Annotated in this window: 20 protein-coding genes and 2 pseudogenes; 1 reads left to right on the plus strand and 21 read right to left on the minus strand. The window is 42.2% G+C overall.

Annotation, left to right across the window (positions count from 1 at the left end):
• Nucleotides 1-6 precede the first annotated feature (6 nt).
• The 9 genes and pseudogenes from R50345_RS17365 to R50345_RS17400 form a co-directional block, all read right to left on the minus strand.
• On the minus strand, nt 7-774 hold the full coding sequence (locus tag R50345_RS17365) for a peptidylprolyl isomerase (protein WP_042128602.1): 768 nt from the start codon (nt 772-774) through the stop codon (nt 7-9).
• Between the two features lie 93 nt (nt 775-867).
• Entirely contained in the window at nt 868-1,053 is a 186-nt protein-coding gene (locus tag R50345_RS17370) for a hypothetical protein (RefSeq protein WP_042128604.1), read from the minus strand.
• Nucleotides 1,054-1,232: 179 nt separating this feature from the next.
• Complete coding sequence (locus tag R50345_RS17375; protein ID WP_042128606.1) at nt 1,233-1,427, minus strand: hypothetical protein; 195 nt, start codon at nt 1,425-1,427, stop codon at nt 1,233-1,235.
• Nucleotides 1,428-1,597: 170 nt separating this feature from the next.
• On the minus strand, nt 1,598-1,930 hold the full coding sequence (locus tag R50345_RS17380; protein ID WP_042128608.1) for an ArsR/SmtB family transcription factor: 333 nt from the start codon (nt 1,928-1,930) through the stop codon (nt 1,598-1,600).
• A 1-nt stretch (nt 1,931) separates the two neighbouring features.
• Nucleotides 1,932-2,354 carry an SRPBCC family protein gene (locus R50345_RS17385; protein WP_042128610.1) on the minus strand — a complete coding sequence of 141 codons (423 nt, stop codon included), beginning with the start codon at nt 2,352-2,354 and terminating at the stop codon, nt 1,932-1,934.
• Between the two features lie 118 nt (nt 2,355-2,472).
• Entirely contained in the window at nt 2,473-2,760 is a 288-nt protein-coding gene (locus R50345_RS17390; protein WP_081954114.1) for a cupin domain-containing protein, read from the minus strand.
• 60 nt (nt 2,761-2,820) lie between these two features.
• Nucleotides 2,821-3,586: pseudogene (locus R50345_RS17395) on the minus strand (ABC transporter substrate-binding protein); the annotation flags it as partial.
• An 86-nt stretch (nt 3,587-3,672) separates the two neighbouring features.
• Nucleotides 3,673-3,777, minus strand: a pseudogene (locus R50345_RS30865) (AraC family transcriptional regulator); the annotation flags it as partial.
• Between the two features lie 36 nt (nt 3,778-3,813).
• Complete coding sequence (locus R50345_RS17400) at nt 3,814-4,632, minus strand: MerR family transcriptional regulator (RefSeq protein ID WP_042128612.1); 819 nt, start codon at nt 4,630-4,632, stop codon at nt 3,814-3,816.
• A gap of 114 nt (nt 4,633-4,746) precedes the next feature.
• On the opposite strand from R50345_RS17400, the gene R50345_RS17405 reads away from it, so the two are divergent.
• A complete protein-coding gene (locus tag R50345_RS17405; protein ID WP_042128614.1) occupies nt 4,747-6,255 on the plus strand; it encodes an MFS transporter in 1,509 nt (502 codons plus the stop codon).
• A 99-nt stretch (nt 6,256-6,354) separates the two neighbouring features.
• Here the strand turns inward: R50345_RS17405 and R50345_RS17410 are convergent, their stop codons facing one another.
• The 12 genes from R50345_RS17410 to R50345_RS17465 form a co-directional block, all read right to left on the minus strand.
• Nucleotides 6,355-6,975 carry a glycerol-3-phosphate acyltransferase gene (locus R50345_RS17410; protein ID WP_042128616.1) on the minus strand — a complete coding sequence of 207 codons (621 nt, stop codon included), beginning with the start codon at nt 6,973-6,975 and terminating at the stop codon, nt 6,355-6,357.
• A complete protein-coding gene (locus R50345_RS17415; protein WP_042128618.1) occupies nt 6,975-8,066 on the minus strand; it encodes a glycosyltransferase family 2 protein in 1,092 nt (363 codons plus the stop codon). The genes R50345_RS17410 and R50345_RS17415 overlap by 1 nt, the downstream gene beginning before the upstream one ends.
• Before the next feature lie 65 nt (nt 8,067-8,131).
• Nucleotides 8,132-9,334, minus strand: coding sequence for an MFS transporter (locus tag R50345_RS17420; RefSeq protein ID WP_042128620.1), 1,203 nt, complete (start codon nt 9,332-9,334; stop codon nt 8,132-8,134).
• Between the two features lie 19 nt (nt 9,335-9,353).
• Entirely contained in the window at nt 9,354-10,382 is a 1,029-nt protein-coding gene (locus R50345_RS17425; protein WP_042128622.1) for an ROK family transcriptional regulator, read from the minus strand.
• A 164-nt stretch (nt 10,383-10,546) separates the two neighbouring features.
• Nucleotides 10,547-11,035 (minus strand): GNAT family N-acetyltransferase, encoded by a 489-nt coding sequence (locus tag R50345_RS17430; RefSeq protein WP_231573801.1) that lies wholly within the window; start codon nt 11,033-11,035, stop codon nt 10,547-10,549.
• Between the two features lie 29 nt (nt 11,036-11,064).
• On the minus strand, nt 11,065-12,267 hold the full coding sequence (locus R50345_RS17435; RefSeq protein WP_042128625.1) for a Gfo/Idh/MocA family protein: 1,203 nt from the start codon (nt 12,265-12,267) through the stop codon (nt 11,065-11,067).
• Nucleotides 12,264-13,124 carry a metallophosphoesterase family protein gene (locus R50345_RS17440; protein WP_042128626.1) on the minus strand — a complete coding sequence of 287 codons (861 nt, stop codon included), beginning with the start codon at nt 13,122-13,124 and terminating at the stop codon, nt 12,264-12,266. Before R50345_RS17440 ends, R50345_RS17435 begins: the two co-directional genes overlap by 4 nt.
• Before the next feature lie 12 nt (nt 13,125-13,136).
• Complete coding sequence (locus tag R50345_RS17445) at nt 13,137-14,045, minus strand: carbohydrate ABC transporter permease (protein ID WP_081954115.1); 909 nt, start codon at nt 14,043-14,045, stop codon at nt 13,137-13,139.
• 12 nt (nt 14,046-14,057) lie between these two features.
• Nucleotides 14,058-14,966: a carbohydrate ABC transporter permease gene (locus R50345_RS17450; RefSeq protein WP_375103204.1), complete on the minus strand. Its 909-nt coding sequence runs from the start codon at nt 14,964-14,966 to the stop codon at nt 14,058-14,060.
• Nucleotides 14,967-15,051: 85 nt separating this feature from the next.
• On the minus strand, nt 15,052-16,422 hold the full coding sequence (locus R50345_RS17455; RefSeq protein ID WP_042128627.1) for an ABC transporter substrate-binding protein: 1,371 nt from the start codon (nt 16,420-16,422) through the stop codon (nt 15,052-15,054).
• Between the two features lie 32 nt (nt 16,423-16,454).
• A complete protein-coding gene (locus tag R50345_RS17460) occupies nt 16,455-17,342 on the minus strand; it encodes a DUF6923 family protein (protein WP_042128629.1) in 888 nt (295 codons plus the stop codon).
• A 138-nt stretch (nt 17,343-17,480) separates the two neighbouring features.
• Entirely contained in the window at nt 17,481-18,335 is an 855-nt protein-coding gene (locus R50345_RS17465; RefSeq protein WP_052414640.1) for an AraC family transcriptional regulator, read from the minus strand.
• Between the last annotated feature and the right edge of the window lie 27 nt (nt 18,336-18,362).

Below are 18,362 nucleotides of genomic sequence, written 5' to 3' on the forward strand. Positions count from 1 at the left end.
GTTTGCTTATATCTGATCCCACAAAGGGATCTCAATCTTGGCCAAGCTCAATTGCTCAGCGACCCATTCCTCAAATAGTAAGGCTAGAATTTGTTCTCTCCTTCTCTCATCCAGAACGCTGTGTTTCATCTCCTCTACTTTAATTAAATGATATCCTCGATTCGTCTTCACAGGTCCTACAATTTCACCAGGCTGGGCACCAAACACGGAAGCCGCTTCCACAGGAGATAAAGCTGCACGGGTTACTTCGCCGGTGTACCCTCCCGCAAGTCTAGTGGCATCGTCCAAAGAATACTGACGGGCATAGGTGTAGAAATCCCCGCCTTCCTCGATGCGATACATTAACTCCCGGATCGCTCCATATTCCGCCATAATAATCTGCGAGATTATGGCTGTATCGAAGGAAATTCGCTGCTCGTAATAATACTTTTCTACTTGAGCACTGCAAACTATATGCATCAATTTGGATTCAATTAGCGTCTCACGAACACACTCTCCTAAATCATCAAGCGTCATTCGGTTACGCTGAAGCCATTCCGTAGCTGCCGGTACTTGTAAAAGACCTTTCTTCCTCCTGAAATCATCGATTCCTTCTTGCAGCTCCTTTACGCTAACCTGAACGCCTTGGGTGTGTGCATATCGTTCAAATAGAATTTGTCTCGCCTTATTATGCAAGGCTGAAAAAGCCTGACGGTTTCTAGCATAGCGTAAGACTTCATTTAGGCTAGTAGATTTCCCGTCTACCGTAAGTGCGACGATCGTTTCTAAAGACATATTTATAACCTCATTTGAAATTAATGAACAATCACCCCCTTCTATATGATTAGGGGGTGATTGTAAATATAAGCTGAGATTTTCGAGTTACAACTAACCCATTTTGTAGCCTTTCCCGTTTACCGCAGAACTTGGGATATGTAATAATTTCCCCGTTCCTGCTCCACCTGAGACTTCCTTCATCTCTGCGTCACTAAGAGGTTTGTCTTCTTCCTGCAATTCTTCCAGACGCAGCTTTGCTTCTGGTTGAGTGCCATCTTGATTAACGTTTTCTGACATTAAACTCACCTCCAATAATTACCTTATAGATTAAAGGGAATAACGAGGTTTAACAAGCAACTATAGTTGTGTTGTTAAGTGTACGATGATTTCTTCTAAAGACATATCATAATAAAAAACCACCCCATATACAGCATCATGAAGTGGTTGTAATCAATGCTTAAATGCAAGAGATACAACTAACCATTAAAGATTGTTCTTCCATTTTTGATAGCACTAGATGTCGTAGTTTTCAATTGATCTCTATTCCCACCTAATCCACCAGAGACTTCCTTCATCTCTGCGTCACTAAGAGATTTGACTTCTTCCTGCAATTCTTCCAATTGCAGCTTTTCTTCTGGTTGAGTGCCATCTTGATTAACATTTTCTGACATTAAACTCACCTCCAATAATTACCTTTTAGAATAAAGAGAATTATGAGGTTTAACAAGCAACTATAGTTGTGTTGTCTATTAAAATCCTTCACAAATCGGCGCTTCTTCTAATGTTCCGTGTTCAATAATCAAAAAAAACCGGGAAGCGCGATCACACGCCTCTCGGTTTATCATTCATTGTTATGGTCTGCTTCAACATATTCTTTAAGCGCAAACAGTTTATTCGCCCAGTATTGTTCAAAAAAGGTAAGCCAATCTTGAAGCTCCAGTAAAGGCTCTGGCTGAAGCTTGTACCGAGTCTCCCGGCCGACTTTCTGACTGCTAACAAGCTGCGCATCGGACAATACTTGTAAGTGCTTGTTAACAGCAGTTCGGCTGATCGGGTAGCAGTCCGAGATGGATGCTATGGACATTTCCTTATTAGCAAGCAGCTTTAGCAGACTACGGCGGGTAGGATCTGCTATCGCTTGAAATACATCATGCCCAGATTCAGCGACTGGCATCTTAAGCCTCGATATAAGCAGGAAGTTTTTCTTGGACGATTTTCTCCCAGCCGCCGTTCATAAAGCCACGAACGATTGGATGCGGTTGACCAAATTCGGTTACCTTTTCAGGGTCCCATCCAGAGTGAATCACGGTGAACTCCGTCTTCCCATCAATTTCTTTCAATTCAAAGGCAAGATGCCAATCCTTCCCCCAATTAAAACCGACACGGTTCGGCTCATCAATCTCTGTAACTTTACAAGGGGAATCCCCGAATTGTCCAGCATGTAGAATGAACTCATGGCCTACCACCGGCTCGAATGTACTTGGCATCCACCAGGCAGCTATTCCTTCAGCAGTGGAAACAGCTTTCCATACTTTTTCAATGGGCGCATTGAGTGTAATTGTTTGACGAATATCTTGCAGTGGTCCTTGAGTTTGCATAAATTTCCTCCAAAATTCATTTTAATGTAACACCTTCTGGTTTCATTTTTATTATAACACCATTTGGTGTTATGTCAATTTGCAGAAACCTTAAGGGAATAGCGGAGGAAAGCCTTAACTAAATCCAAGTATCATTGGCTGCTGTTAATTCGGACTCAGTACCGCCAGTGTTTCCTACGCTTTTAGGCTCCACCAACATGATATGACATTCCTTTTCGGCGGATAGCTTCATCTCGACTCCTTTTGGGAGAATAAACATCTCACCCTTGGAGATTTTAACCTGACCATCACGGAAATCAATGATCATCTCCCCTTCGAGCGTGAAAAATACCTTATCGGTATCTTGATGAACATGCCATTCAAAATCCCCAGCGAACTTAATAAGTTTAAAATGATAGTCATTCATTTCACCAATGACTTTGGGAGATCAAAGGTCGTTAAATTTAGATAACTTATCTTTCAGATTTCCTTCAAACGAAGTAAATTCATTATTATAACCTGTATATGTATCATCCAGTGTAAGCCCCAGTCCCTTTTCTTTATCAAAGGCAAGTTTATAGACCGGATTCCCTTCACCTAGAACATTAAAAGTTTTTCCATCCCAAGACAATATAAGCGCTACTGTCTCTCTTTCCATCGACTTTAATGTTTCACGCCCAGTTGTAATATCTTTCATCATTTTATCAATGACTTCTTCCGCTTCTTCTTCTTTGCCAATAATCTTGGCTACTGTACGGAGTCCATATTGCCAATCTTCATAGATGTCCTTGTATTTTAATGTAATGACTGGTGCAATTTTATCTAGTGAATCATACACTGCTTCATGATGCTCTGTCGCTAAAATATAATCAGGATTAATAGATAGAATTTTCTCAATGTTAGGAGACACTTTATCTCCTAGTTCATCAGCTGAATCCAGCTTTCCTTTTAAATAAGATAAAGAAGATAGATACTCTTTTTCAGTAGATGCAACAGGTGGCTCACCTAATGCAACTAAATTCCAGGATAAAAATACCATAACGAAGCTATTTTTTCTGGTTTTTCTCGATAACAATTTCTTTACCTAAGGCATCCTTAAATGTTCTTGGCCAATCAGCTGCATCTACATTCACTACTGTTGAAGATTCGCCTTCTTAAGTTGATTCCTTATTTTCAGCAGGCGATTCAGTACAACCCGCTAGTATATCTGCTAATAATAGTATTGCGATTAGCAGTCCTCTAATCTTTTTCATACGAAATTCCTCCAACATAATGGTTTCTTTGCTTAACCATTATAGTAGAGTACTTTTTAGATAAGAATGGATGCAGGTTGAATTTATCATGGATTATTGATGAACTTCTCTCGATATTCGGTAGGTGAAATGCCACATTGTTTTTTGAGCACTCTACTAAAATAAAAGGGGTCAGCCATTCCAACAGTTTGTAAACCCATTTAAAAGTCAGTCCAATGCTCTAAACCTCAAAAGGTTTGGATCGCAATTTGAATAACATACTTATCTGGATCCCCTACAGCTAAATAACTAAGCAATTCATACTCATAAGCGTTTCCGGTTATGTGTAAATCATTTTCAGCAATATATGACATTAGCTTCTCATATGACGCAGGTAAGCTTTCATAAGATCCCTTGTGATTCATGATCAAATATTTACCCTTTGGCTTGATATAAAGTAATTCACCGTTATGCTTTTCATTGATTTTATTACAATAATAATCTTTGTCATAGTCGCCTTCTTCCAAACTGCTTTTACAAATAATCGAACCTATCGGAAAGTCATATTCAAGATGATGCTCATCGCAATAATCGAAGATTCGATATACTTTTCGTACATGATCTTTCTCACCCTTCTCCTTCGAGAGTCTAACCGCAATAAAGTACTCTTCATCACATTCCTCGACCCAGGGTTCTCCACAATTAACGTAGAGCGCACGATTCGTATTATCTATAGCCCCTTGTAAAAGCTTTTGCATACGCTCTAACTTTTTTTGTTCTTCAACCAACTGCTTCTGTTTTTGCTTAAGCATGGATAAAAAATGCAATGTGTTTTGATCTTGTATATATTCTTTGATCTCATTCAACGGTGTTCCTGTCCCTTTCAATACGGCAATAATATCGAAGGTATAAAACTGCTTATAGGAATAATAACGATATCCGTTTTCCTTCACGATCTCCGGTTTTAATATACCAATGTCATCATAATGGAATAACGTATGCTTTGTTACCCCGCATACCTTTGCGAACTCGCTCGTCGTAAAGTATTGATCATAATCAATAGACATTCAAATCACTCCTCTTGACTATCGGGTTACCCTATACCTCAAAGTACAATAACGGAACACCATTACCTTGTCAAGGTAACGTTATTAGCTACTATCATCTTAGGAGGATTACCCATGTTTTCATCAAATCTATCTAAATTCCAACGCTGGATCGTGCTGGCGATTGTGTCCAGCGCACTCTTTATGATCGTCATCGACATGACCGTGCTTTATTCGGTTCTACCCCGACTTACGCATGATCTTGCTGCTTCTGCATCGGAAAAGCTATGGATCGTAAATATTTATCCACTCGTAATGGCAGGATTATTACTCGGTCTTGGCACACTAGGCGATCGTCTTGGGCATAAAAAACTCTTCGTTATGGGACTTACTATCTTTGGGTTGGCTTCATTAATCGCTGCCTACGCGCCGACACCTCTCGTGCTTATTGCTGCGCGTACCCTACTAGCTATTGGTGCAGCCATGATGATGCCCGCAACACTCTCCATTATTCGAACTACCTTTTCGGATGAGCGTGAGCGTTCACTAGCCGTAGGTATTTGGGCATCAGTCTCCTCTGTAGGAGCAGGAATGGGTCCACTCGTTGGTGGTTTTTTACTGGAACATTTCTGGTGGGGATCGGTGTTCCTCATCAATATTCCTATAGTTATTCTTGCACTGATCTTGGCCATCTTACTAATTCCAAATCTTAAAGGGAATAAGAATAAGAAATGGGATTTCATTGGTTCTGTTCAAATTATGGTTGGTCTGGTTGCCCTTGTTTATGCAGTTAAGGAGATCAGCAGACGTGAAGGTTCAATTGCCATCGCTGTGTTATCTGCCGTGATTGGTGTCGTAGCTATGATCATATTTATGCGCCATCAACGTAAGAGCCAGAATCCATTAATAGATTTTGCACTATTCAGAGACTCCCACTTTTCTACAGGAGTGGCTACAGCGCTATTGTCTTGTTTTGCACTTATTGGAATGGAATTGATCGTGACTCAAAGGCTCCAGCTTGTTCTTGGATATACACCGTTGGAAGCGGGCTTGTACGTTGTATTCACTTCAATAGCGTCCTTCATCTCAGGGATACTCATCGGACTAGTGTTGCATCGAGTGGACAAAGTAAAAGTACAGTGGATCTGCTTGTTAGTGTCAGGTATAGGAATGGGCACCCTTCTACTCTTCCATGACGGGAATATCTTCTTACAGTTCGCAGCTTTAATGATCCTGGGCGCTGGTCTTGGGGGAGCGATGACTGCCGCTTCAAATTCAATCATGCTAAATGTTCCTGTTGAACAAGCCGGCATGGCCGCATCTATAGAGGAAGTATCGTTCGAACTCGGCAGCGCCCTAAGTATTACGCTTCTAGGCAGTCTTTCATCATTCATCTATACAGCATCATTAGTTGTCCCAGATGGATTAACAGTCCCGCCGATCGTTCGCGACAGCCTTGACGAGGCTCTTCTAGCTGCAGAAAATATGCCTACTGATGCTGGATCCGCACTCGTTGAAGCCGCACAATCAGCTTTTGATCAGTCATTTATTGTTGTCCTTGCCACTGCCACAATCCTTCTTTTAGCTTCTGCGTTTATCATCCGTACGGTGTCAAAACGCAAATCTTTGATCCTAGAACAATAATGTTAGAAAGACGAAGCTACTTGCTTCACCGAAAGAGGGTGTCTCAATAGCCATAAAAATGGCTGTTGAGACACCCTCGCTTATTTTCCATAAATCATATTATGTTCTTTTTCGTTCCCTTGTTGAATATTTCCGTATCCACGTACTCCATTCAAATCTGTGCGTATAGACAAGGATCACAAAGCTCCCAAGCCACACCCACAAAATAGGAGCAGACCACTTACTGATATACAGATAAACGGAAAGCAGCAGCATTCCGCTTACCACTTGTAAACCATCCGTTACAGGAGTTTTGACTCTGCGATTGTACCAACTACCGATCACTTTCAGCACTGCTAAAATAACAGCTAGCGCTAAAGAAGCTTTGAATCCTGTCAACGCACTCCATACCCCAAAGGTCACGGCGATCGCCTTCCCACCTTTTCCTTTAAGAAAGGGAGAAAAGGCATGACCCGCAATGGGAGCTAAAGCTAACGGAACAATGAGATAACTTTCACTATAATGACTTTCCATTACCCATAAAAGAGGCAAATATCCTTTTAGAAAATCCAAAATAATACCTAAAATGCCGAATTTATAACCGGACGACTTCCATAGATTCAAAGCCCCCGGATTACCGTCGCCTATGAATTTTAGATTCTTTTTACGCGCCAGCCCAAGCCAGTAGGAAAACATAAGAGATCCCGACAAAAATAAACCCGCGATCCACAATATGATCATTAGTCCCTATGGCCTCCCACCTGGATATGCCTTCCTTTCCAGCTTACATGCCTTAGAAAAACGACCTGATAAATCGAATAAAGCATGATCAAGATAAAGAAAAGAGTAGCCACCACGTGAAATACAGGAATAACGATGCCGAATACCCCTACATATTTAATAAAATAAAAGAATTGAAACATATAAAGAAGATAACCTATCAATAAAGGCATAAACCATGAAGTATTCGCAAAAACAAATACGGTTTCTGAAACAATAAGTCCAACAACCCAAAGTGCAATTGGAACAATCGTCAGTGGACTTAACGTTGAGGTGCTTAAGACAGCCCCTTTACTGAAGCCTTCTATTTCACTTTTGATCCCCTTCGGATACATGCGAAACGATACTAAGCCATAACCGATAAAATTTCGAATCGGAACACCGGCCGAGATAAACTTTTCTCCTAAAGACAAATCATCCAGCACTTCAGATCTAATACTTTGATGACCATTAACTTTTTCATAATCCTGCCTTAAAGCTAGAATACATGAGCCGTACAGTCCTTTTTTGGCGTTATTCCGTTCAAAAACCGAAGTGAAGGTGAAGATCCCCAGCATATTCATGATTAAGGCGAGCTTCTCAAACAGCTTTTCTGTATGATGAAAAGGAACTACCGAAATGACACCTTTCGATAGCTCCCTTGCTGTTAATAATGACGCCAAAGCGTTAGGCTTTAATCGGATATCCGCATCCAAAAAAGCAAAGATATCGCCCGAGGCTTGTAAATATCCATTCCAGACTGCCCAGCTCTTACCCGTCCATCCCTCAGGGAGACTGCTGTTCACAATAACCTTAACCCCATAGCTTTCGGCAATTTCTTTGGTCCGATCCTCTGAGAAGTCATCCACCACAATAATTTCATAGGGTGTAAGGGTCTGAGACTGAAGTGAATCGAGCAGATAACGCAAATTATATTCTTCATTCCTTGCAGGAATGATAATGGACAATTTCTCCGGTCCTTGATTAGGCTCGTGATAAGTGCTCAAGGTATTTTTTCTGAACAAAATAAAACCGGAGAGACATCCAACGCCTATAACCATTAACAACCACATTACGGTTCCCCCCCTTCTACATCTATATATATGAGGGGTTAGTCCGTAATATATTCATTTCAAATTTAACCTACATTTACTTTAGCTGAGTATTTATTAAGCTTTTCTGTACATAAAAGCATGACGATAGCGAAAAAAACGATCATCGCAGGAAAAATACCCAACGTAAAATTCGAGGCCAGTAAACCGATAAATGGCGGTACCAGCGTGGTACCAGTATAAGCTGTTGCCATCTGAAAGCCCATAATTGACTGAGCATGCTTCTTCCCGAATCGTACAGGGGTTTCATGTAGCATACATGGGAAAATAGGGGCTAATCCCAGACCGACAATCATAAATCCTACTAGTGAAACTATCGTTGGAAGCGGCAGTACTAACAATATTGTACCGATTAAAGCAATAAGTTGACCGTATCGAATTAGCTGTTTATTACTCATTCTAAAAGTAATGAAGCCCGTCACCATTCTACCAAAAGTAATCCCTAGGTAAAAAAACGACACCCATGTAGCAGCAGTCGATGCAGGGACATCTTTGATATTCACAAGAAAACTACTCCCCCATAAACCCATACTCGTTTCAATGGCAGAATAAAATAAGAAGGTTAACATCGCTAGTTTTACCCCTCTTAGTTTCCAAGGCTTTATGTTCTCAGCTGCATGTTCTAGCTCAGACTGATTGAAGTCATGATCACTTTCAACATTTGGGTTGCTATTGTTTCCAGCCACTTTTTTCCATAAAGGCAGCGTGACGAATAGAATAACCACTAAACTCAATTGAATATAAGCAACCGTAAGATAACCTTGTCGCCATAGACCTTCTCCAGAGATAAAAGATCCCATAATAATAGGACCCAGTGTAGCGCCTACACCCCAGAAACAATGCAACCAACTCATATGATGCGCTTTATAGTGCGTAGCAACATAACTGTTTAATCCGGCATCTACAGATCCTGCACCTAAACCTAGTGGAATCGCAGCAACAATTAACCAGACTAATGAAGGTGACCATGCAAAACCAAGCAACGCTACAGCAGTCATGATACAGCTTACAAGGGTCACTTTCCCCGTACCAAAACGTTTAAGAATTACACCGCTCATCAAACTCGATACAATTGTGCCTACTGCAATAACCATCGAGAGGATTCCAGCAGTACCTAATGAAGCATTTAAATCCATTCTCATCACCGGCCATGCGGATCCAAGCAATGAATCTGGCAGTCCTAAACTAATAAATGCTAAATAAATAATAATTAGAAAAAAAGTTGCCATCGTTATCTCCTTAAGGGTTCTAATCTATTTGTTGTGAAACTAATAAACCTAATCCAAGACTCTGTAATCCATTCAGATAATCACGCTTCAAGTCACTTACCGCTAATTCCGGAAGATGTTCCTTAGGAACATATGTAGCAGTTCGCTCAGCAATTTGATTAACCATAGCTGGAGTTAACTCATCCTCACAAAAAATAATATAATGCGGATTCAAAATAGAGGTCATAGTAGCCACTAACCGACTAATCGCATCTACTTTATGTTCCGCCTGCATGCTTGATCCACCTTGATCTCCAGTTAATGCTTCTATGAAATTCCGATTGTCATACTGGGGCATATATTGAACTTCCCCTGAAAAAAACGTCTTTCCCCGAACAATTTCACCATTAACCGCTATTCCGGCTCCCGGACCATTTTTCCCTAAATACAGATACATCAGAGAAATATTCTCCTTCAAATTTCTTTGCGCCATATAACCGATTACAGCGGCATTCATATCATTTTCCACAATGATCGGGATCGAGAGTTGATCTTCTATATAGCTTTTTAAATCTAGATTCTGATATTTCGCATAACCTGGGATCAGAAAAATCTTCCCGTGTTTCACCGCGCCTGGAACACCAATCGCCACAGATTTAATCTTGGGATTGGCCTTTTTTTCACCTTCGATAAGCGAGACCAGTGTACTAACGTCTTCCTCAAGAATACTAGGTAAATTCCCTTCTTTTACAACATCGCCAATGCAATTATAGATCGTATAGTTTGTTTCATTTTTTTCCAAAAAAATAGCCATCCCTAATCGGTAATTCGGATTATAGGCGTATCTTATTGCCCTTCTTCCGCCACTAGACTCATCAAGGCCGATGATCGTTACTTCCCCAGTCTCTTCCATCTGCATTAGAAATTTACTGATCGTTGGAAAACTGTATTGTAATCTTTGACTTAACTCCGCCTTCGTAGCCCTTCCTAATTCTAATAATGCTGTTCGAATATTCCGAATAATTTCGGATTTAAGTTGCTGTGAAGGAAGTCTTTTATCACTTGACATGGCTCTCCCACCTATAGTCATACTGACTTATTAAATGCATTTAATAAGTCAGTATGACTATAGCAGGAATACTTCCTAACGACAACATAATTTTTGGATGCGGCCCCTTCTGAAGCTCCAACATGAATAAGGGGACATGAAGCCCCCCCTAATTATCAACAAATTTAAAGCCTTTTCAGGATTCGTTCCCATCTACCAGGATGGCTTTCATCCAAGTACACAGGCTGAAATCCTAATTTCAAATAAACGCGGATGGCGGGCAGTCTGAAATCATCGGTTTCTAAACATGCCACCTTCCCCCCTGAATCTCTTATTTTGTGTAAGACAGCTAGACTCACAGCATAACCGAGTCCTTTACCGGAATATTCTGGACGCACCCCAACCATATGCAAGTACCAGTTCTTATGGTCCTCACTACCCGACTCCCAGGCCGTAGCTGTCGCAACAGGCTGATTCCCACGGCAAATGAACAGCAAGCGCTCAGAATAAAGCGGTACATGCTCACTGATTTTATGTGCAAATTTAACTTCCCTCATAAAAGAATGGCGGATAAGCTCCTCCCAGTTTCGTTCATCATCCGGCTCGAAATGACGAATTAGATACCCGTTAGGACAGTGAAAAACAGGTAAGTCGGACAGCATTTCTTTTTTCATTACAAGCTTGGAGAGGGCCTGATCCACCGTCAAATCCTCACCTTCGATTTAAAATCAGGAAAGGCTATTGCTTTCCCGTCATTCTCTACTGATTCCATAGACAATGTAAACACAGAGCTCCAAGTAACGGCATCATATACGTCTACTGAAGGTGTCCGATCCTCCTGAATAGCAGAAATGAATTCCTCAAGCACCATAAAATCACCTCCGCCATGTTTCGTCCCAGCAGCGTATTCGCCCCATTTTTTCCATGTTGGATGATCATAGAGTGGCTGATAGCTGCTTAACGGCTCCCACATTTCCTCTCCATCCGCTATATTTTTGGGCGAGAGATTCTTGAACCAGATCAAATCCTCTTCGTACTGATGACGACCCGTAATATATGCTCCCTCAGTTCCTTGCAGCAAATAATGTGTTTTATTATGGGGTCTAACGGAGGACCAGTCTACGCGCAGTTCAATTAGCACGCCTTTTTCCGTTTCAATGACCGCAACCGCACTATCTCCTTGCCGCCAGAATCCTTCCCGTGCTGCCGGGTGATCTTTTCCATAATGCTCTCCGAAATAATATTGTAAGGATCTAGATTTGGAAACAAAAGTCGAAACGCTTTTTAATCGATCACCCTCAGGCTTGTTGAGGTTAATCCATTGGGCAACCGGACCTATAGAATGCGTCGGATAATTGATCCCGTTATACTGCTGATGTAATTGCCCTCGCCAAGTCAGAGAACCATCCGGATGATGAGTCAAATGACGTAAATCATGGATATAGCCGCCTTCCAGATAAGTAATTTCACCGAACATGCCTTGATCCGCCATATGTTTAATCGTTAGATTGGAGCGCGAGAAGCAGTAATTTTCAGACATCATATATTTAAGTCCGGTTTGTTCAACAGTTTCTATAAGCTCCCAAGCTTCCTCTAAGGATTGGATCGAAATCACTTCGCTTAGGACATGTTTTCCTGCTTTTAAAGCATCAATAGATTGTCTGGCATGCAAATGCATGGGGCTTAAGATAAATACCGCATCAATCGCTGAATCCTTTAGCATTTCATGATAATCCCGATACGTTCGAATTTCCGGAAATTTCTCTTTCCATTGGTTAAGCACCCACTCATTCAAGTCACAAGTGGCGGTCAGATGTATCCGATCCGATAGAGAGTACAGTGCATTCATAAAACTGGCCCCGCGATTTCCACCTACGATCGCTAATCTTACTGGCTGACGATTCATTGCTGATCCACCTGCTTTCTGTCCATTTGAACCCGATTGATGATTAGTTCCTGATCTCTCGTCTCTCCTTCAGCCTGCGGATATTTTTCATAATCAAAAATGCTGAAGGTAAATAATGAAGACCACTTACTCAATTGCTCGCTGGCCAGATTAACCATCTCTAACCTTATTTCATCTTCAAGCACAGTAAGGATTCGAGCAGCAGGAATATCCAGAATAGAGGCCGTTTGAATGAAATGCCAGTTTTCTTTACTTACGATGGAATGTACATGATTGTGGCCATTGAAATAGAAGCCCACACCTTGCCACTGCTTCAATATCGGCCAAATATCCAAGCTGGGGTCCAGTGACATCATTGGCTCAGTGGATCTAGCCGTCGTATTATACAGAGGATGGTGGCCGAAAACGAATAAAGGCTTTTCCGATTTCCGCTTCATTTGTTCTTCGAGCCAGGCTAATTGTTCATCATCAAGGGTTCCGCTCCAATCATCTCGATTTTCCCGTGCGGTATCCAGCAATATAATGATCGCATTTGTTTCTTCGATAACACTGTATCGCTGCTGCCGGGTGACCGAAAGGATTTCTTGCTTAGGATAAGTGTACGTATCATGATTGCCAAGAACATGCAGAAAACGTCTAGGATGTTTACTGTCTTTAATCTTACTCAGGATATAATTAAATTCGCTAAATTCTCCCGCATGAACCATATCCCCCACAGAAATATGATAATCAGCTGGAATGGACAAGAATAGATTCATAAATTGCTCGTAAAAAGCATCTCGTGCCTCTTTAATCAAAACCTTGTTGTTTAACAATTCGTCCGGATAGTGTAAGTCCCCGATAATCGCCAGCCTCATAAATGCCTCCTCCTAACCTTTAATGCCAGAGCTCATAAAACTTCCTATCACTTGCCGCTGGAACAAAAAGAATCCAATCATTAAGGGTGCCGAAACAATTAGCGTAGCCGCGCAGACATCCGACCACTGTGCTCCAGCTTCCGTGGCTTTTGCGAACATCGCCAAACCTACGGTTAATAAGCGATTCTCCTCCGAATTGGTTACAATAAGGGGCCACAAGAAATCATTCCAATGAAAGCTGACCGACACGATAGCAAAAGACACATAAATGGGGCGTGACAGCGGGACATAGATTCTTGAAAGAATATGCAGGCGTGAAGCACCTTCCACCCGGGCGGCTTCATCGAGCTCATAGGGTAACTGCTTGAAGGACTGCCTTAACAGAAACACTCCAAAGGAGGAGGCAAAGTAAGGCAGCATAATCCCCAGCTTAGTATCCAGCAAGCCCATTTCGTTCAACACCTGATAGTTGGAAAAGATAAGAACATCCGGTGGCACCATAATTTGCACTAAAAATAACATGAATAGCAGATCTTTTCCGAAGAAACGTACCCGCGCGAACGCATAAGCAGCCATCGTCATCGTAACCAGCTGCACAGCAAGAACAACACCGCACACCAGCAATGTATTCATTAAAAACTGTCCAAAAGGTGCTCCATTCCAGACATGAATCAGATTCTCAAACGTGAAGCTCCAAGACCATCCCGAATCAATAGCGATATCTTTGGGTATAAAAGCCGTTCTTACCACCCATAGGAAAGGAATGATCCAGACCGCTGCAAAAGCAAATCCAACCGCATGCCACAGGATCTGCTGGATTCGGCGCTTCGTTCTACCGGAGTTTAGAATGCGCTCCTCTTCTAAAGCTTTACTGCTATTCTGCCTTAATACTAAGGGCAGCTTTAGTGGATTATCCTCCATGGATTCCACCTCCTATTCATAATGGATTTTCCGATCCCAACCAAAAAACTGCAAGGAGGAAATAAGGAGCAGCAGTACGATCATGATCACCGTCATTGATGCGGCCATCCCTTGATCGTAGAAATTAAAGGTCGACTCATAGATATAATAAAGCAGCAGGTTACTCGCATTATTCGGACCGCCCTTTGTCATAATCCAGAGATGGTCTACCAGCTTAAAGGAATTCGTTATCGCTACAACGGCCACGAACAGGGTAGTCGGCATCGTGAGCGGAATTGTGATTCTACGAATGGCAGTAAACGTACCGACTCCGCTTACTGCAGCGGCTTCATATAAATCCTTGGGAATTTGCTGCATTCCTGCTAAGTAGAAAATCATAAAATATCCGGCTTCTTTCCAGATCATCATGATTACTAATGCACCCATCACCGTATCAGGCGTTCCGAGCAAATTCACAGGCTGATCTGTGATCCAAGAAGCAAGTCTGGCAAAGAGCCCAAAATGAGGAGTATACAGAAACAACCAGATGTTCGCCACAGCGATCATCGGGATCATATTCGGATAGAAAAAGGAAAGACGTGCCAGTCCCCGCCCTTTTATCGCCTTATCAGCAAACAGTGCCATCAAGAAAGCCAAAGCCAATGAAGTGGGTACTGTGCCAATGGCGAACCATATATTGTTGCTGAACACCTTCATAAATACATTGTCATGCAATAGATTAATGTAGTTGTCAAAACCGACGAACAAAGGCTCAGGAGTCGCTAAATTTTTCTCATAAAAGCTAAGCCAAAACGATTTAAACATAGGGTAATAAGTAAACAAGCAAAGAAAGAGCAGCGAAGGCAACACAAGTCCCCAGCCGAATCCGTTTCGTCTAAGCCTCTCACTCCATCCGGCATTCATACCATTCAATCCTTCCATGATTAAGGTTTCTACGATTAACGAATAAAGTAATGACGCCAGAACAAGCTATCGAGCCGTCCTGGCGTATCCCATACCTCAAAGACTACTTATTGAAGGGAGCAAGTGCCTGTTCTGCTTCTGCTTGCGCTTTTTTGAGCGCACCTGCTGCATCAATCTCTCCTGCCAAGGCCGCTTGAATCTGATTCGTAATTGCCGTCGATACTTTACCATGATTATGAGTGGACAATTCTCGGAACGCGTATTCCAATTGATCTCTCGCCACCAAAGCTTGCGGGAAATCCGCCGTATATTTCTTCATTGCATCTGTATCGTATGCGGATTTTCTTACACCAACATAACCGGATGAGCTGCTAAAGAGGGCAGCCTGTTCTGAAGCCGTCATGTATTTGGCGAATTCCCAAGCTGCGGCTTGTTTCTCTGGAGATGTTCCCTTGAAAATATACAAGTTACCACCGCCTGTAGGTGATCCAAATTGCTTTTGTGCGGGTGGGAACGCTACCCCGAATTCGAACTTCGCGTTATTTTTAACGTTGGTTAAGTTGCCGCTTGTATGCATCATCATGGCTGTTTTGCCTTGAATGAAATCTGTCGGAACCGTGGCCCAATCAATAACACCTTCCGGCATCGCCTTATATTTATGGGACAAATCTAACCAGAATTGCAATGCCTCCACATTCTCCGGCGTATCGAACATCGCTTTTTTGCCATCGGAGGACATTATGTTTTGCTTCGGATCCGTAGCATTTTGCCGAGCAAGCATTTGGAACATCCAATACGAATCATCATTACCCGGAATTTCCAGCCCCACGTGACCGTCTTTGTTCAGCTTCTTAGCATAAGTTACAAGCTCATCCCATGTAGTGGGTGGTTTCTCTGGATCAAGTCCTACGGCTTTGAACATTTCTTTGTTGTAATACATAACAATCGTGCTCCGCTGAAAAGGCAGGCTGTACGTCTTCCCTTCAGACTGTGTATCCTCTACAAAGGCGGGATAAAAATCAGCCATCTGAATATCCGTGTCCTTCGCAATAAAATCATCCAGCGGAATGATTGCATTCATATCGAGCATACTGTACAGCTCCGTTGACATCATGACCGCGACATCAGGTGGTTGTTTGGCTTGCACACCCGCTTGAATTTTTACGGTATTGTCACCGTAATTTCCTGTGTACACGGGATTAACCTTAATTTCCGGGTGCTGCTCCATGAATGCACTAGCCATCCCATCGATTACTTTTGTAAGAGGACCACCAACATTAACCGGATAATAAAATGTAATCTCCACCGGCTTAGCGGCTGGTGTCTCTGTGGATTCCGGAGTTGCAGCGATTGTTGTGGGTTGAACGGTGTTTTCTTTGGCTTCAGCCGTACTGTTATTAGATTGACCGCAGCCCGCTACTGCCAGCATTGAAACAGATAATAGTGTTAGAATGGTTTTAGTTTGCTTTTGCATTACTGTTAGCCCCTTTTTCGCTTGGATTTGAATTAGAATGCATAATGGCGAAAGTTCACACTAATACGATTCGAGCCGACATCAAGAATATGGAGCTGAGCTCCATCAGCGGTGGGCAATACAGCAATGCCTTGAGCTTCGGTACCGCTAGGCAGATTGCGATCAAGGGCTACAGATACATTTCCGGTCTCTGGATCAATCTGATAAACCGTTTGGGTTGCGTTATCCGTTGAGGCATACAGAACGCCGTTGTACACTTCGGCACCTTGGATTCGATCTATGCTTTGGGAAAGCGGAACGGTTGTGATCACATGCATATCGTCGAGACTGAGTACATTCAAGACGCTTGCGTTACTCCACTGTGCTGTGTAGACCTGACCGCGAGCGGCATCAACCGCTACCCAAGGCACACCGCCAATATGCAGATTTAGCGGCAAAGCATAGGATGTACCCGTATATTTCAAAGTGTTCACATCATAGAGGGCGATGTAAGGATGCTGATAGTTTTTGCCGTCTTCAATAGGAGCATATATTTTACCGTTATAGTAGGAAATATCACCGATATGGTCTCCACCTTGGAAGGCAATCTCCTGTGGAATAGCCAATTCATTCCGCGCTTTTACGGATTTTCCATCGAGTCCAGTCCGTAAGAGTCCGTACGATGAACTAAAGATCCATGAGTTCCCGTCTGTAGCCACCCCTTGTCCCCGTTCCAGGGCATCAAGTAACCAGAAGGATTGCTTGGATACCTCATGCCATCCAGCAGTGATCGCTGAAGCTGAGTTGGACTCTGCACTGAATTCTACCTCGGTGCTTACTAGGTTATCCGGTCCGACAGGTGTGGCAGATGCTACTAAAGATAAAGAACTGGTCGTAAGTGCCCCCGCGCAAATCAGACTGAATAATCTCTTTAATTTCATGTTTTCTCTCCTCCTAATAATGTTGTAGTTTGGCATTTGTACGCCTTACTTCAACCTTATTATAGGAGCTGGCATCAGCCTTCTAATTGAACAAAATACTTCTTTCCTTGAATAAAACTCTCATTTGCATCAATAAATTCAATAAATCATATGATTAGGTTTGGAGGAGCTTTGATTAGCATACAGTTTTGGAGTTAGGCCGGTTTCTCGTTTGAATAATCTAGTAAAATGACCTTGATCGGCAAAACCAACCTGAGATGCAATTTCCTTCAAACCAATTTTTCCGGAACGAATAAGGAATTTAGAGCGTTCGACTCTCAGCCGAATTAAATAATTATGGGGTGTATACCCTGTCTGTTGTTTAAAAATCCGAATAAAATGTGATTGGCTCATATTAGCCATGGCTGCGAGATCAGTCAGTTGAATTTCATCTTCCAAGCGCTCACGCATAAATTGAATGACCTGAAATATCTCTTGATTGGCTGGCGTTTTACTGTTTGAATGTTGGGGGATCACAGAAGAATAGTGTTGTAATAAATGAATAATCAACATATTGGATAAAGAGTCGCTATATATTTTCCCTTTGGCACCGCCATTCTGTAATTCCTCCAGCATCCAAAGCCCTAATTGCAATAGCTTAGAATCCTTGACATGAAATTTGCGGTCCAACTGAATATGGCCCTCCTTCAGATAACCAGATTCACGGGCAATCTCTTCGAGGACTGATGGGGTAATTTCAATTTTCAAAAAATAGAGCGAGGTTCTGCCCCATGGGCACAGAAGGCTCTCATTACAAGGGGTAATATGAATGGTGTAATAATTTTCGTAGTAGGCTGTGCAGTGAATTCCTATTAAATATTTAGACTCCGAGGATGGGGTGAAGGCTTGCTGCGGGCTATACCATTGCGAAACTTGAAGCTTATCCCAACCAAAAGCATCGCTTGCAAGAACAGGCTGGGAAGCTGTAAAGGACGATTCTTCCATTTTTTTCATATTCATCCCCCTTTTCCCTTCAATATA

It is taken from the genome of Paenibacillus sp. FSL R5-0345 (genome assembly GCF_000758585.1).
GTDB lineage: Bacteria > Bacillota > Bacilli > Paenibacillales > Paenibacillaceae > Paenibacillus_AQ.